Source organism: Chryseobacterium koreense CCUG 49689, assembly GCF_001045435.1.
Taxonomy (GTDB): domain Bacteria; phylum Bacteroidota; class Bacteroidia; order Flavobacteriales; family Weeksellaceae; genus Kaistella; species Kaistella koreensis.
The window spans coordinates 127,509-145,942 of sequence record NZ_LFNG01000006.1; the positions used below are offsets into that span (position 1 = coordinate 127,509).

Genomic DNA, 18,434 nt, shown 5'->3' on the forward strand with positions numbered 1-18,434 from the left:
GCGGGCAGCCACCGCACACACACACCAATAAAAAAAACGAATGAACGGTTTCCCCCTAAAGGAACCCCCATTAAATCATTTTTTTTCTTGGTCATCGCTGTTGCCCGCTTGGATTATCTGCTTTCTTTTTTCCGGTTTTTCTTTTGGAAAAATTTATGCGAAGCGAAGCAGAGCAAACCACAACGGGAAGCGGGAAACGAGAAAAGCGAGTGAGTAAATAACATTTTTTCAAACATCAAAATTTTAGCATTATGGCACACAACATCAATTTCAACGAGCAAACAGGACGTCATTCATTTTTCAGCGTTCAACAAAAAGCGTGGCACGGTTTGGGGCAAATCGTGGAGCATTACCCAACAAGCGAGGAAGCAATTGTACACGCAGGCTTAGATTACGAGGTTATCAAATCCCCACTGTTCACACAGGGCAGAACAATGAGCATAGGCGACAGCGGAGGGCTGATTGAAGCCAACGACATCTTAGTACCTAACAGTTTCGCTACACTCCGCACCGACACCAATACACCACTAGGCGTAGTAGGCAAAGACTACCATATCGTACAAAACCGTGAGGCATTTAATTTCTTTGATGCTATTGTAGGCGGAGGCGAGGGAATATTGTACGAAACCGCAGGAGCATTGGGCAACGGGGAACGCATTTTTATCACTGCCAAGCTGCCCGACTATATCCGTGTAGGTAACGGCGACGATGTTACAGAAAAGTACATCTTCTTAACCACAAGCCACGACGGTAGCGGAAGTATTACCGCAGCGTTTACCCCTATCCGTATCGTATGCCAAAACACCCTTAACGCTTCATTGCGGAGTATGACCAACGTGGTGCGTATCAAACACACGTCAGGAGCAAAACAACGCCTTGAAAACGCTCACAAGGTTATGGGGCTTGCCAACACCCTAAGCACCCAGTTAGAGAACATTTTTAACGACTGGGCTAAAGTAAGGGTAACAGACCGAGAAGTAAGAAAGCTAATCCAGTTGGCACTTTGCCCGAACAAAGAAACGCTTAACCTACTCAAAAAAGGTGCGGAAGATGAAGTTTCCACCGTGTTCAAAAACACCGTAGATGAAGCCTTTGAATACGCTATGATAAGCGACACCCAACAAATGGCAACTACCAAAGGCACATTATTCGGGGCTTACAATGCCGTTACAGGCTATTTTCAAAATGTACGCAATTACAGGAATGGCGAAGCCAAACTACAATCCATTGTGATGGGTGGTACAGCACAGCTAAAGACACAAAAAGCCTTTGAACTGTGTACAGACTTTGTCTATTCAGGAGCAGAGATTTTCAACTTCAATTAATCATTAAAGGCGACTGCCTGCAAAGGTGGTCGCCTACTAAAAACAAAAGATATGAAAGCATTAAATAAAATGAATAACCTCGATAAAGCGGGTTTATTAAGCAAAATGTTTCCCGAAGAACTGGAGAACTTGCAAAACGCAATAAAAATGCAATGCGACTACTTTCTGCAAAATGAAACCGCCTTTCGTGAGGGTTGGTATCAAAAGGGATTTTTCACTGCTGAATTTTGGTACAGGCTTGTGCAGAATGCACAAAAAGGGATAGACAAAAATGAACCACTTTGGAAACGCCCGAACTGGTTTACAGACCATTTTTTTGACGGACACCATTCAATTTTCGCCATTCAATGCCTGATTGAATATACAGAGGATGCACAATGCGACCCGCAATTAAAACAGGCGATACACCTGCTTTTCGGGAGTGACAAATTTTTACAGATAACCTTAAACGATAAATAATTATGGCTAATTGGTGCAACAACTGGGTTGTTTTTGAGGGAACAGCCGAAGCAATAGAACAGATAACACAGCTATTCAAATCAATGGCTGAACAGGAACAGAAAGACGACTGCGGGCAATTACCCGATTTCGTACAGGACACTCACGGAGATTATTTCTACAATATCAGTCAGGACAATGAAAGTGCGGGCGTATTCCAGTATGAAACAAAATGGTCGCCAAATACGGAAGCCGTGAAGCAGATAGCCGAACATTTAAAAGTGGACTTTACACACGAGTATGAGGAATTAGGATGCTTAGTATATGGTCAGGCAATATTTGAAGACGGCATACTAACAAACACCTGCTTAGATAGTCAGGACTTTTGCAGCTATGAATTAGACGAGGACACAGACACCTACCATTTTGAGGGCAAGGAGTACGACAGCGAATGGGAAATACTCGACACCCTATTAGAACGTAAAATCGAAAATCAGTTAAACACCACTAAAATTTAGAACGATGAAACTATCAGATAAAGCGACAGCACATATTTTGGTTAAAGCCAATACTAACAGCGAATGGGATAATTGCGGGTTTGCAATTATCCACCTATCCGAAGAATGGAAAAAAGAACAGGAAAAACGGCTTGCACTGGTTAAGCCGTTAGAGGGCAATTCTTATTTCTGCTCAATGAACTACTATGATACGGCAGTAGATTTTTACAGTACAGGCGAAGACGATAACCCGAACATTGAAGAAATGCTAAACGGTAAGGAATGGGTATTCGTGGAGCTTGACGAGCAAGAGCAGGAAACGTTTACCGTTCCTGAAAACCGACTGGATTGTTTCAGGCTTGTATTGCGGGCAAACGGTACAGGCTACTATACAGCATACGGAAAGCATACGAGCGAAGAATTTTGGACGGAAGAGTTTTCATTAATCAAGTTAATTGCTTAATCAGAAAAATTCAGCACAATGAAAATCAGAGATAAAAACGGAAATTGGATTGAAGTTACTGACCTTAAAAAAGGTATTTGGCAAACTGGGTGGTACAAAGAATATCAGCATAACCCACCCGTTGAAAGCGATAAGGAAAGACAGGCATATTGGGCAGATATACACGAGAAATTATTAGCTTTAAAAGTAGGGTTAAATAACCCGAAAAATTAACAAACCGCCTGACCCGAAAAGTCGGGCGGCAAAAAGACAGATCCTTCCGATGGTCGGAACAGTCTTTTTGCATTGAATAGGTGTAACCCCTTTGTCAAAATGCAACCGCTCTGCACTTTCCCCATTTTACATTTTATCAAAATAGGTTACGATATTATTGTGTGGGATATTCAGTATCCCATTATTTGTTTTGTAATGACTTCTTTTCTTTCCACACAGCAACCAAAGAAAAGAAGCAAAAGAACGTCGCTTGGTTAATTTTGTCTTTTGTTTTTTTTGTAAGCTATCAAACAATTTCTAATTGATTAAATTTGAAATTTGTCAACAATTACAAATCGCTAAATCAAAGTAATGATAGAAACTGAAATTTCAATAACAGTAAACAGAAAGCCTGATATTAATTTAATAGAACAAAAAATTATCGAAAACAAATTTCAATTTCCAATTTACATACGAGAATATGAATTTAGTTATCAAATAAATTTCACGAGCGATTATGAAGAATGGGAATTGGATACAGCAATTCTCAATAGTTTCCCAGGATATGAATTTACTAAAAACCTTGAAAAAGGGCGAAAAGAAATAGAATTCAAATAATGAGATACCAGTCTGAATTATCGACTGATGGTTGGGGAAGACAGATTGAAAATCCATTAAATGAAACGAAATATCTTGTAAAAACCTCAGCAAGCAAACCTGAAAAATTCAGCCCTAAAATCAAAGTTTTATTTGAAGACAAAGAGGAATATTACTTTATTAATATTGTGGATGGCATTAACAAAACCACCGATGAAAAAGGTTTTTTGTTGTTAGATGACTTCAAAACAAAAAATGAGGATGGCAATGCTGAAATTTTAAAAGATAAACTTTACAAATCTCCTCAAGAGGCTTTCCAATGGGGATTTTACAAAATATCTGATGTTGTAGAAAACGATTTTAACATATATCTTGAAAACAAAAAGAAAGAAATCAGAGAAATTCAAAAGCTACCTCGAAAAATCATCCGTGATTTTATAAATGCTTGTAATAGCTCCGATGAAAGTAATATTCTGAAACATCTTGACGAACAAATAATTTTTGAGAAACGTAAGAATTGGAAAACCATTTTTGAAGTCGAAGGAATTTCAAAATTCAAAGAATACCTTAGTTCTTCCGAACAAGAATTATGCGGCAAGGATTTTAAAATTAGGTCATCTTGGAATTTTAATTTGCCCAATGTCACTATTGGTGTAAAATATTTTCCTTCTTCAGTTGACAAAGGAAGTAAGTTCAATCTTAAATATGAACAAATGACAATTACATTAGATAATAATAAGATTGTCGGTATTATATATGAAATTTAATAAAATTTATCATTGAAATTCGGATACGAAAATGATTGCTAATAGTTACTTGGTCGCTACTTCAATGGCTTTTCTAAAATCATCTGCATCGCTGCCAATAAGCAGATAACCTGCAAAACCAATCTCTAAAAGAGATTTTACTGTTTTTTCTGTATCAATATCGCTATGGGCAATCAGCTTAATGGTTGGATATTGCGTTCTTAATTTTTGAAGCTGCTCAAGCACATTCTTGTTGTAAAAATCAAGGTCTATAATACAAACTTTGGGAAGCTCTTTTAATGCTGATAATTGAGATAATCCGTCTTCAATGTTTTCCGAACGAAATAATACTTCAAGCCCTGAAGCAACGAGGTTATCACAGGTCAAATCCAAAATCGGACTGTTATCATTGATAAAGGCAAGAGTAATTCTTTGTTGTGCTGTACCAGTTTCCATATCATACCTTTTTTGTGTTGATGTAGCCCCGCACAAAAAAGAAGGCGCAGGCAAACTACACTTACCGACATTGAGGCACTGGTATACCCGACAACGAATAAGCGAGCGCCCACGCCTATGACGTGAGCGTTCCTACTTATCTGTCCCGTTGTCTTAAAAATTACCAGTTTTCAATGTGGGACTTAAAGCAAAAACACTTTAAGTATTTTCTATATTTTCGATAACAAAGATACTGAACTCTTTCCTTTTTGATAGCATATAATACAAAAAGGTTACGGTAAAACTGCTTTATGTGAAATATAATTCTGTTCCAGTATTGTCAGAATATCGCTTTCCTTGTAAATAATCTTACCGCCTATTTGTATATACGGCAGGATATTATCATCACGATATTGCTGTAAAGTCCGTTTGCTGATATGGAGCAACTTACACACATCTTCGCCCGAAAGGTATATTTCGCCGTTCATTACAGGGCGGTAGTTTTTCAATATGCTTTCGATACGGTTTCTTAGTTGCGTTATCATTTCCTGATGGACAATGATTTCTTCATTGTCATTCGTGAATAAATCCATTTTCGGTAGTATTGTACGGCTGTCCGGCTTCGAGCAAAGCCTGCACGTCCGAGCGTTTATAATAATTCTTACGGTTTAGTCGGGAATAGGGCAATAAGCCTTTGTCCTTGTAGGTCTGCAAAGTCCGTTTGGTTATGTTCATCATCAAACATACTTCTTGGTTATCGAGCCACTTCTCTTCTTTGAAAATAGGCGTGTATTTTCTCGTGGCATTTTCGGTCAGTTCCAAAAGTTCCCGTAGCCCATTATTCATTCCGTCCAATGCGGACTTTTGTATTGCGATAACTTCCATAATCTGCTCATTTTTTCTGTGGAAGTCGAATTTATAAAGGCTTGTAGTAGTGATAGGGAATGTTGCAGGGTTTGGCTTTGAGAGGTAGTGTTTGGCGGTTTACTTTTGCCATAAACAAAAAATCGGATAACCTTTTGGGTTATCCGATTTTACTACTATTTGGAAATACTTATTTAATTGTATGTCGCTTGGAATGTCCGTAATTTAGTTTTAAAGCCATTTTTCCAATTAGAATAATCTGTAACATCCTGGTCAATTTCTGTTTTAGTTGGTAATAGCGGAATTGTTGAAGTCCCTCCATCGTGTTCCGTCACGGAATATTTTCCGAATAAATTTAAAAGAAAGTCAACGTCTGTTTGCTCTGTGACGATATAGCTTGATAAATTACCCTTTTTTAAATGAATGTTTTTAGAAAACCGCTCGTAAGTTTTATTGGATAAAACTTCCTCAACAGAGCGTTCCAACAACATCCTAAATCTTTTTCTTGCAGAATCAAGTTTGGTTTCTCGTCCGTGTGCATCAGTTAATGCAAGAGCATCGTGCTCGGATAATATTCTTCGGATAGAATCAACTCTTTCTTGTACATTTTTAGCTAAATATGGAATTTCATCTGTAACAATACCACTTACCCCATTGTATTTGTCAATTCCTATTATCGCGCAATCCACTGACGTGATTGCTTTATGTGTATCTATAAGCAGGCGTAAAAATGATAAATCGTGAGTAAATACAACTATCTGTCGGTTTTGGGAAAGTTGAACAATTTTATCTGAAATTTTATCTCTATAATCCATATCTAATGACGTAACAGGGTCATCAAATATGATTGTGTTCAGACGATTGTCTATCGTGCATTCAGCTAAAAAATTAGACAAGGCAATAAGTTTTTGCTCACCTTCACTTAGAATTGAATTGATTGAATCATTGATACCGTTCAAACCGCATTTTTGAAATGTATTTCCTTGACTGGTTCTCGTTTTTGAAATCAAAACTTTACTTGCCAAATCACGATTAAAGAAATTAAGATGTGAAATAAACTCTTGGTGTTGCAAACTCACAGCTTGATTTTCCATTAACTCGCCAATTTTTCGTGAGATTGCAGTAGTCGTAAGTTGCGATTGACAATGACTTATCCAAGATTTGTATTTGTATTCATCGAAATATCGAAGAATTGTCGTCTTGTTGTTAAACAAAAATTCTTTAGCAGTTAGCTCACTAAGTTCAGCAACTAAAGCATTTCTATTTTGTACAAGTTGAGTGTTTTGTGCAATTTGAGAATCAATGTTCGGAATTATATTTGTTATCTCTGGGGTCAGAGATTGTAAATTGATGTTCAATTCACCACCATTTTGTAAAAATGAGATGATTGAATTTCTGAATGTGGAAACAGAATCAGAAAATTGAGTATAGTTCGTTCTGAAATCTGGTATAAACTGTTCTAATTCTGTCAGGTTTTCAATAGGCGGGATAACTAATGAATTGTATAAGTTATGTTTTTGTTGGATTGTAAGGTTAATTGCGTTTAATTGCGTTGAAACGTCATTCAAAACGAATTGATTGAATGTCGTCAATCTTTGTTGCGCTGCTTCATCAAGTTCCTGTTGGCACAACACGCATTTTTCCAATGAAATTAAAGAGGGAAAAGTTTGACCGTCTGACAGATTTGAACTTTGAGCATAATTTTTTGCTGCTTCCCACAATGTTCGCCAAGGATTTGTACCAAACCCTTCCAACGAGTTTATATTTTGTAGTTCTGTAGTAGCAATTTGATACGCTTCGTTTACGCTTTCAAAAGTGGTTCTGTTTGCCCTTACTTCGTTTATTTTTTGTTCGTTGAATAACGATTCTATTTGTTGTAATTGTTGAATATAGTTACTGATTCGACCTTTTTGACTGTTTAAATTCGTAATATTTTGCTGGGGGTTTTGTGCTGTTATTAAGTTTGTAAGTTCTTGCTTTCTATCAATGTTTGTTTGAGTAAATTGGATATATGAATCAACGTTAGCTCGCTGTAAATTTTCTATCGTTCCATACCATTGTCCTGTGGAGGATTGAAGTAAATTTTGTGGCAACTCTGGTTTTTGTGTAATGTATGAGGCAACAGACAAACTAAATGCTTGCGAAATACTTCCAAAAGTTGAAACCAGCTTTTCTAAAACATCAATTCCAACAGGTTTATATTCTGTAGGATTTTCATTATTGATGTAAATATCTCCACAATCATTGTCAAAAAGAAAAATTGAATTAAGGATAGGGTTACTCGGACTATTTTCTGTCCAAGAAAAACTAATGTTTGAACCATTGTTTTCTACAACAAAATCAACTTGTTGTTGATTAGAGGATGGATTGAAAACATTCTTTTTTAGTGTAACGCTTGGATTTCGGCTCCAACAAAGCTTTCTCAAAATACGTGAGTAGCTTGATTTCCCCGAACCATTTCCGCCATAAACTACTGTCAAACCCGTATTGGAAAATTGTAAACCTCCTTGATTGTGTAAGGCACAAATATTAATCGGGTTGTTTAGGCTAAGTAGTTTGGGATAACTTCCAATTGTCGCAGTTGTTGTTGGAATGTGAGTGCTGTCAAGCGGAATAGGGTTTAAAGCTATTGTATTGTCGCCGCATTCTTTTTTCACTAATTGAACAAGTTCATCAATATCGTTTTGTGTAAGTGTTGTTGATGTAACAAGTCTTCGTAAAGCATCTTGGACAAACGCTTGTCTGCCACCTTGTGACCAGTTTAAAATATCCTGATATATAGACATTATTTATATATTTAATTTATGTTGCGTCCCATATTACAGATAGTACATTTATTAACCTGCAAAAATAGTTAAATCACAAATTTAATTATGCTTTGTTATTGGGCTTGGCTGTTCATTTTTTACTTCCTCTTGTTGTTGTTTTTCCTTTTTCTCACGGGAGTAAACCCACAGCGATAACAGCCCGAAAATAATCAGTGCGTAAGCTATCCATTTACCAACCCTTTCAATCAATTTAATGAAAACCGAACTTTCATAAGATGAGAAACCCTCTGCTCCCATAGGGCTGCGCCTGTAAAACTTTCTCCGGTTAATCCAGTAACGAAGTCCCAAGCCTGCAACCAAAAATATGATACCTATAACCAATGATGCGACCATAACAAAAACACTTTATTTCCACTGTTTGAATTTACGAAAAATATTTGTTTCACCCTGTAAACGACGTGTACATAATGCGAAAACGGCTTACCAATCAGATAAGCCGTTTTTATGAAACGACATACTACTTTTAATCGCTACTGTTAAATTGAAAAGTTATCTGCTTTTCATTCCCGAAACTGTCCGAAATCCAAACATCAAAGGACTGTGATACGGCAGATGTTGAAGTGTAATACAACCTGAACTGCTCCGTTGGTAATTGATACAGGTCATTGGGCTGATACGGCGGTTCATTGTAGTATTGCAATGTTCCCTGTCCATCAAACTGGAAGTAACGGAGAAAATATTGCGTGTTGCTGTAATTGCCTGTACGCTGTATGGTAATACGTATTTCTACGGTCTGTCCGTTGGCAACATCTTTGGGTACTGGCATCACGTTTACCTCGAAAGGAAAATCGTTCTGTATTTCAAGTTCATCATCTTTGCTACAAGATACCAAAGAAACCGAAGCTGTGAGGATTGCCAGCAATACGTATATCGGCAGTAATCCTATTCTGAATTTATTGAATATTGCTATCATTGTTTTTTACGTTTTAAAAGTTAAACCTTAATCCCACACCTGCCGACGGTCGGAATTGTTCTAAGTCTGTCCCCCATAAAACCTTTGTGCGCCCTTGCAGGACTAACACAAATCGGTCGGACAGGTACGTTTCAAATGTGAGCCGTCCGCCAGCTCCATAGATAAAATTATCTTCGCTTAATATCTTCGCACCGTCGTACAACATCGCTTCGCCCCGGTTGATGCTTTCGTAACCGACCACACCCGTTATAGCGAAATTCAGCGTGATGTTCTTACGGGCATCGCCCAACAAAAAGAAGCTGTAACCGCCCTCTGCGGAATAGGTTTCCTGCGGTATGTGGAGGTCTTTATACTCGTGGTACTGGTGGGTATATTCCAACGCCCAAAGCTGATAGTTACCGTTCTTGCCGTTTACCGTCATTGCTGCGCTGATGTAGTAATCATTGCCAATCTTATCATCGGACAATACACCTGCACTTATTTCCAATCCCTTCTGCTTCGGCAGCATCCTTTGTGCCTGTGCAGCCGTGATGCCTATCAGGACAAGCAGCACGGTATAGATATACTTTTTCATATTCTTGCTTTAAAGGGTTATTAAAATTTCAGGTGCATATCGTCAATCAAACGGGCTTTGATTAAATCGGAATTTTCGACCTGCAATGTTTGATGCCTGCCGCCGTTCTTCTCGAAAATCTCAATCAGCAACACCTTGTCATCGGCAATGGTAAACTGGTCTAACAGGAACACGTTTTGTTCGGTCGATTTTCCGGCAATGCCGTCCAATGGCTTGTAAGTTCTCAACGGAGTTAAAGGGCGTTCCTGGACTACGGTGCGTTTGGCTACTTTCTTATCCACCACTTTGAAATTGATAAAATCAATCTCGAAAGGCACATTGGTACGGTTTCTCAATTCCGTATGGAAATAGTATTTGCCGTTGTGTATGTAAATCCCTTTCAGGATAAACTGAATGCCGAAACTTTTAGCCCCGATATGCTTTACAATGCGCTTGTCTTTCTTGTAAATGGTTTCCAGTAACAAGCCTGCCAGTGAGGGCGAATTGTTGCCCAGTTCCTCGAAAAGCACGTCGTTACCGTTGGCTTTATCCACCGCTTTTTGCATTGTGAGCAGGTCGTAGCTCAATGCCTCCGGGTAGGAGCTGTAATACACGTTGAAGCTGTAAAAACGCCCGTCATTCGTGATAACGGAGAAATTCGTTTCAGGCTCAAAGTCCCTTACTGATGCTTTTACACGCAAAACGTTTTCGGCATCTTCGGCTTTCCCCGCAATCAGGTATTCGCTGCCCAAATCCACGTAACGAATGGCGGTCGGGAAAATTAGGTGCGACGTTTTATCGTAGGTAACTTCCATACGGTACGGTTCTATCTTGCCCAATGCAAGCGGTGTTTTTGCAGTTGCACTATCCTGTGCATAAGTTGTTACGGCAAAGCCGAGTATCAGAGCAATAGCCCAAAAGGTTTTTAAATGATTTTTCATTGTTTTATTTATTTGAGTTCAACATTATTTTTTAGATACAAGGAAGACCTGATAGCCTGCTTTCAGCGTAACCTTTGGCGTTCTTACTTTCTTGGCGAAATAGCCCGAAATACCCTGTACCACGCCACGGCTAAGGTCAGCCGCCACCTGCTGTCCGGCATTCTGCGTGAGCATTACGCTTGTTCCTCCGGTCTGGCTCATATTGCCCGCCATTTCAGTAAGGGCATTCATTTCCGGCGAATACGGAACGTACAAACCTTGTTGCCCGTCCAAATCGTAAATGGTAATATCTACCGGGATGATGTTGCCCTCCAGTTCTACGGAGGTAACTTTTAATTGCAACCTGCCATTCTGAAATTTTGCATTAGCCGTTACAATCGTTCCTTTGGGGATGGTACGCTGCGGAGTTTTAGCAGGCTCTAACAGGCGTAAACGCACACCTGTTTCGCCAACTACCGTTTGGGCTTCGTGTACACAGGCTTTGATGCTGTTTTTAGGCTGTACCGCCTGTTCAATTGAACCTGCGGTATAAAACCCACGGTTTTTTGTTTGGCTCCAATCGGCTGCAAAGGCACTGTCCGACGGTTCACGGTACAAGGCTGATACAATGTTCTTTCTTGTTGGTGTGAACGATACAAATTGCTCTTTTTGTTTAGCACCCGCAGTCCCAGTAGTTGCACCATTGGCAGGAGCAGCATTTCCGGTATTGGCATTTTGCGGAAGATACTTTGCTGCCATTTCATAGGATTTCTCCATTAATTTGAGTTGGTCGTCAACGGTGGCCACAGGTGGCACATCTTTTTCCGACAACTTTGCTTTTAGTTCGTCCACTTGCTTACGCAATTCCATTGTTTCCGAATTGTTGTCCTGATAAAATGAACCCAACGTGCTTTGTGCATTACGGTAACTGTTCAATACAGAATTTCCGTTTCGTCCCGATTTTCTGCCACCACCCCCAAAGCCGTTGCTTTCTTCATCTTCTTCAGGTAAACTTTCTTCATTGTCAGCAGATGCAGTATCTTCAGTATTCCAATAATCAGAAAGCGTGGTCAGTGCATTGCGCTTTTCCTGCTCTTTGCGTTCGAGCATTTCCTGCTCATACGCCTTGCTTTTATCATCGGGCATCCCTGCTCCGGTAGCCTGCGGTACAGCATCATTCAGCCCGATATTTTCAACTGCCTTTTTATCTTTAGACGGTTTAAATATGAGGTACATACAGCCGAGAAATACCACGCCCATCAAAAGGAAAATGATTGGCTTTTTGAGCTTATCCTTATTGCTCTTTTTATTATCCGGCAGATTTGATGCTCCGTTTTGGTCTTCTCCCTCAACGAGAAAGCTGACCCTTTTTTCATTTTCTTTCATAAATCTGATTTTTTAAAATTGTTGATACACTATCCTGCAACCTTGCAGGGTTTTTACTTTTAAGGACAGGGTTTTCGATATGCTCTATGACCATACCGTTACCGGACTTTGAGGTATCGTACATCACTTTGCCAATGACCGCTACGGTAAGCAGCAGATAACCCACAAAGAAGTACAGCGTATATTGGTGCTGTTTGCGCAAGGGCAACGCCCGCCAACGTTCGTCCAGCTTGTCAAAGTACCTGTCCATATTTGCTCTTAATTTTTTCATAGCCTTACTATTTCTGTGTTACAGCTTGAAACGCTTAGGACTTTTACCCGCCTGTTGCTTCGGCGCATCGTTAACCAGTGCGACCGCTTCCGTTAATTTGGGTGCGGACATTACGGACAGGTTTGCCAGTTCCGATTTTTTGAGTAATTGCCCAAAGCCGTCTTTCTTCGCTACCTCCATACGGCTCAATGAGAATTTGCCATTCAGGTACTTTACCCACATACTGCATTCTACACGGGGCTTGTCATCGCCAGACCATTGCAGGTAGCCTGTCAGCAGTAAGTCCTGCTTAGGCAAAGTATCTGCCCCTTTTTGGCAGCTTTCGAGGTGTTCGCTGATACTGTCTTTCAGCTTTCCGGCATACGAACCCTGCGTATGGAAATACCCATTATATCCTTTATCGGTAAGGATTTTTGCGAACGTGCTTAAATCTGATAATGCTTCCATAAGATTGTTTTTTTAGCGTTCGATAACCTCTATATCCTTATTTTCCACGACTGCAAATTTTTCAATATTGAAGCCCTGCGGATTGTTGTCGGAACGAACGGAGTTGACGAGATAGCAGGAAGTAATCAAGTTGCGCCTGGTTACGTTGCTTGACCGGATAATGAACTGTTTGGCATAGGTACGCACTGCATACGGGTAGTTGTCGAAGTTGCACACGACACTATCCACCTCTATGCGTTGCTGTACGTTCCCCGAAATGATACGGCTGTAATAACCCTTTTCCGACAAGTCTTTGTAGTAATCAAAAGCACTTTTATCGGCAAGGTTGAACGCACGTTTCATATTGCTTTCAATAGCGTTCTTGTCGGGTGCAAGCGTAAAGAACAGTTCGTGAAATCTCCTGACGTGTTCCCTTGCTTCAACCGGGCGGTTGATGCTCGCATCCTGCGACAAGGCAAGCATCAGGGATTTGCCGTTATCCAGTACATAGATTTTTTGGCGTTGTTCTTCTGCAAAGCGGTAGGAACGCCATACGGCGTAACCTACCACGCTAATGCAGAGAACCGCAAACACAATGGCATATAATCTTATCTGCCTAAAGCTGTTTTCGATATTTCTTAGCGTTTTAAATTCCATTTTTTAGAATGATTAATGATTATTTATTCATCAGTTTACCGCCGATGTTTCCAACTGTTGAGCCTGCGCCTGCTCCGGCGATGTTTCCGGCTTTCATTGCTGTGGAGTTTACATTGCGGGTAAAGTTTCCTGCGCCTCCGGCTTGGATTAACCAACCTGTTACTGTCGGGATAGTAAAGTACCCGATGATGCCGATAATCATAAAAATGATGTACACGGTATTGCTCGTATCAGGTATATAGGTGGGGTCGGCAAGCATTGCTATATCCCGTTCTAAAATGAGGGATTGTATTCTTGCCAACATTGAGCTGAACAAATCCGAAACGGGAAGCCACAGGTAAACGCTGACGTACCTCGTGAGCCATTGCGTGAGCGTAGACTGAAATCCGTCCCATACGGAAATAGCAAAGGCTATTGGTCCGAGTATGGAGAGGACTATCAGGAAAAACGTTCGTATGGTATCAATGACCAAAGCCGCCGCCTGAAAGAGTATTTCCAATAGATTGCGAAACCAATCCTTTATGGCTTTCTCTATCTTGTAGGCTTGCCTGTCCATATACATACCCGCCATTGTACCAATGTCGGAGGGCGACCATCCCAGTTCGTCCAGTTTTTTGTCAAACTCTTCGTCTGATACCATATAGGCGGTTTCGGGGTTCCTTACCATTGCCTCGTATTCCAACTGGTCTTTCTGCTGTTGCAGCTTGTTCAGGTCAAGCACCTGGTCTTCGAGTATTTGGTGGGTTCCTACTACCACCGGGCTTAATACCGCATTGATGGTTCCCAAAACGATGGTCGGAAAGAACATTATGCAAAGCCCCAAAGCGAACGGGCGCAGCAAAGGGAACATATCAATAGGTTCGGCACGGCTTAAAGCCTGCCAAACCTTTAATGCCACATAGAACAATGCTCCCAATCCCGCCAAACCTTTAGCGATTGCCGCCATATCGCCTGCAAGCGGCATCATATCATCATAAAGCGACCGCAGGAGTTCGTGAAGATTATCCCATTCCATAGTTTACCAGTATTTTTGGTTAGCAGTTCCGTAGAGTTCAAGCACTCTTTGGGCATCGTTTTTCTTTTTCGCTCTTAGGTAGCTTACAGAAATGTTCTTGTTGGTGTAGTAGCGTACAAGGCTGTGGTAATCCTTTACCTCTTTGTACACACGGTCAATCACATCCATACGCTCTTTGTCATTGAGCGAAAGGCTTGATGAGGTTATAATCTGCTTCAGTTCTTTCAGCAGTTCGGTACTTTCATTGAGCAGTGCCGAATAACCGTTGCCGATAGCGGTCAGTTCCTGCGGTGTGAAATTTGGGTCGTTCATCATCTTGCCGAAGTTGTTCACGTACATTTCGGAAACATCGCCTACCAACAATACCGTTTGTTGCACTTTACGGGCATCTTTCACAAGGTTGTTGATAGCTTTCAGCTTGTCGTAATATTCCTTGCCCTGGTCGTAAACTTTTTTCACTTCGTTGAAGTTCTTTATCACGTTGCTTACGGTGGAAGAAGTCTGCACGATTTCGTTTGCAGAGTTGATAATGCCCGAAGCCAAATTAGCCGGGTCGGTTACAACCCACTGGGCTTTTGCTGACGGTGCTACGGCGAGCATCAGTGCCGTACACACCAGATACAATACTTTTTTCATTGTTTCTGAATTTTTAAATTGTTAATGACTATTGATTTGAATTGTCCCGCCTTTGCATTGCGATATGCTTAATGGCGAGTTCTACATTACCATCCAGTTCGGAAGCAAGCTGCATTACTTCCATTTTTTCGGTTTCTTCTGTCGTGTAGGCGAGGTATTCCTCCAAACTAACTTCGGTGGCATAGACTGCCGAGTGCGTACCACCTAAGCCAATCCAAACCTCTTTGTAAAGTCGGCTTGCATCGTTGTTCATATTGATGGAAAGTACCTGCCCTTTCTCTTTGTCCGTAAGCCCCAACATCGCCTGTATATCATCAAACTTGTTCATATACTTGCGTTGGTCAAGCAGGATTTTACAGTCGGAGTTATTGATGATACTTTCCTTGACAATGGGCGACTGGATAATATCATCGACCTCTTGCGTTACGACAATCGCTTCTCCGAAAAATTTGCGGACGGTCTTAAACAAATACTTGATGTATTCTGCCATTCCTTCCTTCGCAATGGCTTTCCAAGCCTCTTCTATGAGGATAAGTTTGCGAATACCTTTCAGTCGGCGCATTTTGTTGATAAACACCTCCATAATGATGATGGTCACAATGGGAAAGAGGATTTTGTGGTCTTTAATGGCATCAATCTCAAACACGATAAAGCGTTTGGAAAGCAGGTCTAACTGCTTGTTGGAGTTCAGCAGGTAATCGTATTCGCCACCTTTGTAATAGGGTTCGAGTACGTTCAGGAAATTGGCAATGTCAAAGTCTTTTTCCCTGACCTGCTTTTCTTCCAGAACCTTGCGGTAGTCGCCTTTTACATACTCATAGAAACCGTTGAATGACGGGTACACATCTTCCGTCTTGATACGCTCGATATAGCCCGACACAGCATTGGAAAGAGCAACTTCTTCCGAACGGGTTGGCGGTTCATCATCACGTTTCCATAAGGTCAGTATCAAAGTCTTGATACTTTCCCGCTTCTCAATGTCGAACACGCCATCATCGGTATAGAAAGGGTTAAAGGCAATCGGGTTATCTTCGGTATAAGTGAAGTAAACACCGTCTTCGCCTTTGGTCTTTCCTTTGATGAGTTCGCATAAGCCCTGATAAGAGTTACCCGTATCTACCAACAGTACGTGTGCGCCCTGTTCGTAATACTGCCGTACCATATGGTTTGTGAAGAACGATTTACCCGAACCCGATGGACCAAGTATAAACTTGTTCCGGTTCGTGATGATACCCCGTTTCATAGGCAGGTCGGAAATATCCAAATGGATAGGTTTTCCTGTAAGCCTGTCAGCCATCTTGATACCAAACGGCGAGGGCGAATTGTGGTAGTTGGTTTCTTCCGTGAAGAAGCACAGCGCAGGCTCAATGAACGTGTAAAAACTTTCCTCACTCGGAAAGTCGCCCGCATTGCCCGGCATCCCTGCCCAATACAAGGTAGCCACGTCCGTTGTGTTGTGGCGTGGCTTACACTCCATCAGTGCCAATGCACTACCGCAATCGTTCTTTAGCTGCTTCAGTTCCGCAGGGTCTTCCGACCACGCCATAATATTGAAGTGCGCACGGATAGAAGACAGCCCGAAGCTGTGGGCTTCGTTCAAATACTTTTCTATCCACTCTTTGTTGATTTGGTTGGCACGGCTGTACCTTGCCAGTGAGTGCATATTCCGTGCGGACTTCTCAAACTTTTGCAGGTTGTCTTCGCTGTTGTCGATAAACAAATACTGGTTGTAGATGTGGTTGCAGCTAAGTAACAATCCCACAGGTGCGGCGAATGACAGGCGGCAGTCGCTCCGGTCGGTAGATAGCTTTTCAAAACGGGTATCTGCCGATACCGTTCCTGGCAGGTCGTCCGTATCGGAAAGCGTGTGCAGGCTTAACCTTTTGTTGCCGATGCGCACTTCTTCTGTTCCGAGTGCGATGTCCTGCATCGGTGTTCCGGCTTCCCTCGAAAGCGTGAGATACTGTTCCAGTAATCCCTGTGTATCTTCCGTGCCGATGATTTCATCTTCCGTCAGTCGTTTCAGGGTTACAAAACCGCTATCGTTCACGATACGCTCAAACTGGGCAACCGCCTCCATAAAGCGGTGTATCATTTCCTTGTTTCTGATTTCCTTTGGTATCAGCATACCTTTGCAAAGCGAACTGAAATTGCTTTGCATCCGCATTCTTTCCTTAGTGGTCTTCGTGAGGAATAGGTAACAATAGTGGTTCAGGAAAGGTCGCTCATTGAAATGGCGTTGATAAGACTTCGATAAAAAGCTCTGGTCTTCGATTGCCAAATCAGGTGCATAACTTTCCTTAATGTACCAGTCCTGTTTGTGAATGACCGTAAAATCAGGCAAGGTTTTAATCGCTTTGTGCCAGGCGGAGTGTATGGCTTCGTATTCCGCAGAAGCTACCGTAAACAGTTCCGGCAACCGCACTTCAAAACAGGCGGTAATATCCGCATCTTTGGATAAGATGCAGTTGTTCTCTACTGCCAACAATGGAAATTTGTTTTCCAGTGTGGTGGTCTTTGCTACATTTCTCATACGGCATTCTGTTTAGGCGTGAATTTTAAATAGCGGTGTACAGGCTTGCGGCAGATGATGTAGCGGGGATGCCGTTTATTGGCTGCAATTTTCATCAGCCCGTGTTCGCCGTACTTCCTGTTCAGTGAAAAGGTCTGCCACACAATGAGCGAAGCCCCGCCTGCGCCCAGGAACAGGCAGACGTAAGAGTTTACGCCAGCCATATACATTATCATCACGAGGATAAGCGTACCGAGTAGTCCGCCTGCGAAAATGAACAGGTATTGTGCTTTCAACCCTTTAAATTCCACCGTTCTTCCGATGCCTTTATTGATATTGTAATTCATAAGGCAAAGGATTAAAGGAAGAATGAGCGCAGGATGGTAGCCGCAACAATTAAGAAGATACACGCACCAAACCAGCTTGCCGCAGTCTTGCTCGTGTCGGGGTCGCCCGAACTGAATTTGTTGTACACCTTAACGCCCCCGATTAACCCAACTACCGCACCGATGGCGTAAATTAATTGGGTAGCGGGGTCGAAATAAGAGGTTACCATTTGGGTAGCCTCGTTGATACCTGCCGAGCCGTTTCCCTGTGCGAACGCACCAATTGCTGACAGCATTGCCAAGGCTGCCAGCCAAACTTTTTTTCTCTGTTTTTCCATAATTGAAACACATTAATTTGTTACTGTTTATCCCGCACCTTGCGAGCTTTCGGGACAAATGTCTTGTGGAAAAAGAGGCGTTATGAGAAAGTGGCA

Annotated in this window: 24 protein-coding genes; 7 read left to right on the plus strand and 17 right to left on the minus strand. The window is 41.5% G+C overall.

What is annotated here, in order from left to right; all coding sequences use genetic code 11:
* Positions 1 to 251 precede the first annotated feature (251 nt).
* From ACM44_RS05375 to ACM44_RS05400, 7 genes are all read left to right on the plus strand, one after another.
* Complete coding sequence (locus tag ACM44_RS05375) at positions 252 to 1,325, plus strand: DUF932 domain-containing protein (RefSeq protein ID WP_048499029.1); 1,074 nt, start codon at positions 252 to 254, stop codon at positions 1,323 to 1,325.
* A gap of 51 nt (positions 1,326 to 1,376) precedes the next feature.
* Positions 1,377 to 1,784 (plus strand): hypothetical protein, encoded by a 408-nt coding sequence (locus tag ACM44_RS05380; protein ID WP_048499030.1) that lies wholly within the window; start codon positions 1,377 to 1,379, stop codon positions 1,782 to 1,784.
* 2 nt (positions 1,785 to 1,786) lie between these two features.
* Positions 1,787 to 2,281: a DUF1281 family ferredoxin-like fold protein gene (locus ACM44_RS05385; RefSeq protein WP_048499031.1), complete on the plus strand. Its 495-nt coding sequence runs from the start codon at positions 1,787 to 1,789 to the stop codon at positions 2,279 to 2,281.
* 4 nt (positions 2,282 to 2,285) lie between these two features.
* A complete protein-coding gene (locus ACM44_RS05390; RefSeq protein WP_024566580.1) occupies positions 2,286 to 2,723 on the plus strand; it encodes a hypothetical protein in 438 nt (145 codons plus the stop codon).
* Between the two features lie 18 nt (positions 2,724 to 2,741).
* Positions 2,742 to 2,936, plus strand: coding sequence for a hypothetical protein (locus ACM44_RS05395; RefSeq protein WP_024566581.1), 195 nt, complete (start codon positions 2,742 to 2,744; stop codon positions 2,934 to 2,936).
* A 351-nt stretch (positions 2,937 to 3,287) separates the two neighbouring features.
* On the plus strand, positions 3,288 to 3,533 hold the full coding sequence (locus ACM44_RS15695; RefSeq protein WP_241477145.1) for a hypothetical protein: 246 nt from the start codon (positions 3,288 to 3,290) through the stop codon (positions 3,531 to 3,533).
* Complete coding sequence (locus tag ACM44_RS05400; RefSeq protein ID WP_209390110.1) at positions 3,533 to 4,279, plus strand: hypothetical protein; 747 nt, start codon at positions 3,533 to 3,535, stop codon at positions 4,277 to 4,279. Before ACM44_RS15695 ends, ACM44_RS05400 begins: the two co-directional genes overlap by 1 nt.
* 45 nt (positions 4,280 to 4,324) lie before the next feature.
* Here ACM44_RS05400 and ACM44_RS05405 read toward each other — a convergent pair whose 3' ends face one another.
* From ACM44_RS05405 to ACM44_RS05485, 17 genes are all read right to left on the minus strand, one after another.
* Complete coding sequence (locus tag ACM44_RS05405; RefSeq protein ID WP_024566583.1) at positions 4,325 to 4,714, minus strand: response regulator; 390 nt, start codon at positions 4,712 to 4,714, stop codon at positions 4,325 to 4,327.
* Positions 4,715 to 4,986: 272 nt separating this feature from the next.
* Positions 4,987 to 5,238 carry a helix-turn-helix domain-containing protein gene (locus ACM44_RS05410; protein ID WP_436835750.1) on the minus strand — a complete coding sequence of 84 codons (252 nt, stop codon included), beginning with the start codon at positions 5,236 to 5,238 and terminating at the stop codon, positions 4,987 to 4,989.
* 28 nt (positions 5,239 to 5,266) lie between these two features.
* The gene (locus ACM44_RS05415) at positions 5,267 to 5,578 is read right to left on the minus strand and encodes a helix-turn-helix domain-containing protein (protein ID WP_024566585.1); all 312 of its coding nucleotides are present in this window, start codon (positions 5,576 to 5,578) and stop codon (positions 5,267 to 5,269) included.
* A gap of 173 nt (positions 5,579 to 5,751) precedes the next feature.
* Positions 5,752 to 8,343, minus strand: coding sequence for an AAA family ATPase (locus ACM44_RS05420; RefSeq protein WP_048499032.1), 2,592 nt, complete (start codon positions 8,341 to 8,343; stop codon positions 5,752 to 5,754).
* An 81-nt stretch (positions 8,344 to 8,424) separates the two neighbouring features.
* The gene (locus ACM44_RS05425) at positions 8,425 to 8,718 is read right to left on the minus strand and encodes a hypothetical protein (RefSeq protein WP_024566587.1); all 294 of its coding nucleotides are present in this window, start codon (positions 8,716 to 8,718) and stop codon (positions 8,425 to 8,427) included.
* Positions 8,719 to 8,848: 130 nt separating this feature from the next.
* Positions 8,849 to 9,298, minus strand: coding sequence for a DUF3872 domain-containing protein (locus tag ACM44_RS05430; RefSeq protein WP_024566588.1), 450 nt, complete (start codon positions 9,296 to 9,298; stop codon positions 8,849 to 8,851).
* 13 nt (positions 9,299 to 9,311) lie between these two features.
* Positions 9,312 to 9,872 carry a conjugal transfer protein TraO gene (locus tag ACM44_RS05435; protein ID WP_048499033.1) on the minus strand — a complete coding sequence of 187 codons (561 nt, stop codon included), beginning with the start codon at positions 9,870 to 9,872 and terminating at the stop codon, positions 9,312 to 9,314.
* 20 nt (positions 9,873 to 9,892) lie between these two features.
* Positions 9,893 to 10,792 carry a conjugative transposon protein TraN gene (gene traN, locus ACM44_RS05440; protein ID WP_024566590.1) on the minus strand — a complete coding sequence of 300 codons (900 nt, stop codon included), beginning with the start codon at positions 10,790 to 10,792 and terminating at the stop codon, positions 9,893 to 9,895.
* A gap of 24 nt (positions 10,793 to 10,816) precedes the next feature.
* On the minus strand, positions 10,817 to 12,157 hold the full coding sequence (gene traM, locus ACM44_RS05445; RefSeq protein ID WP_048499034.1) for a conjugative transposon protein TraM: 1,341 nt from the start codon (positions 12,155 to 12,157) through the stop codon (positions 10,817 to 10,819).
* Complete coding sequence (locus tag ACM44_RS05450) at positions 12,144 to 12,428, minus strand: hypothetical protein (protein ID WP_024566592.1); 285 nt, start codon at positions 12,426 to 12,428, stop codon at positions 12,144 to 12,146. Before ACM44_RS05450 ends, traM begins: the two co-directional genes overlap by 14 nt.
* An 18-nt stretch (positions 12,429 to 12,446) precedes the next feature.
* Positions 12,447 to 12,875 carry a hypothetical protein gene (locus tag ACM44_RS05455; RefSeq protein WP_048499035.1) on the minus strand — a complete coding sequence of 143 codons (429 nt, stop codon included), beginning with the start codon at positions 12,873 to 12,875 and terminating at the stop codon, positions 12,447 to 12,449.
* A gap of 12 nt (positions 12,876 to 12,887) precedes the next feature.
* Positions 12,888 to 13,511, minus strand: a complete 624-nt coding sequence (gene traK, locus ACM44_RS05460) for a conjugative transposon protein TraK (RefSeq protein WP_024566594.1) — start codon at positions 13,509 to 13,511, stop codon at positions 12,888 to 12,890.
* 19 nt (positions 13,512 to 13,530) lie between these two features.
* Positions 13,531 to 14,526 carry a conjugative transposon protein TraJ gene (traJ, locus tag ACM44_RS05465; RefSeq protein ID WP_048499036.1) on the minus strand — a complete coding sequence of 332 codons (996 nt, stop codon included), beginning with the start codon at positions 14,524 to 14,526 and terminating at the stop codon, positions 13,531 to 13,533.
* Positions 14,527 to 14,529: 3 nt separating this feature from the next.
* A complete protein-coding gene (locus ACM44_RS05470) occupies positions 14,530 to 15,162 on the minus strand; it encodes a DUF4141 domain-containing protein (protein WP_048499037.1) in 633 nt (210 codons plus the stop codon).
* Between the two features lie 28 nt (positions 15,163 to 15,190).
* A complete protein-coding gene (locus tag ACM44_RS05475; protein WP_048499038.1) occupies positions 15,191 to 17,695 on the minus strand; it encodes a TraG family conjugative transposon ATPase in 2,505 nt (834 codons plus the stop codon).
* Positions 17,692 to 18,021, minus strand: a complete 330-nt coding sequence (locus ACM44_RS05480) for a DUF4133 domain-containing protein (RefSeq protein ID WP_048499039.1) — start codon at positions 18,019 to 18,021, stop codon at positions 17,692 to 17,694. The genes ACM44_RS05475 and ACM44_RS05480 overlap by 4 nt, the downstream gene beginning before the upstream one ends.
* Positions 18,022 to 18,032: 11 nt before the next feature.
* Positions 18,033 to 18,338, minus strand: coding sequence for a DUF4134 domain-containing protein (locus tag ACM44_RS05485; protein ID WP_002978490.1), 306 nt, complete (start codon positions 18,336 to 18,338; stop codon positions 18,033 to 18,035).
* Positions 18,339 to 18,434: the final 96 nt, after the last annotated feature.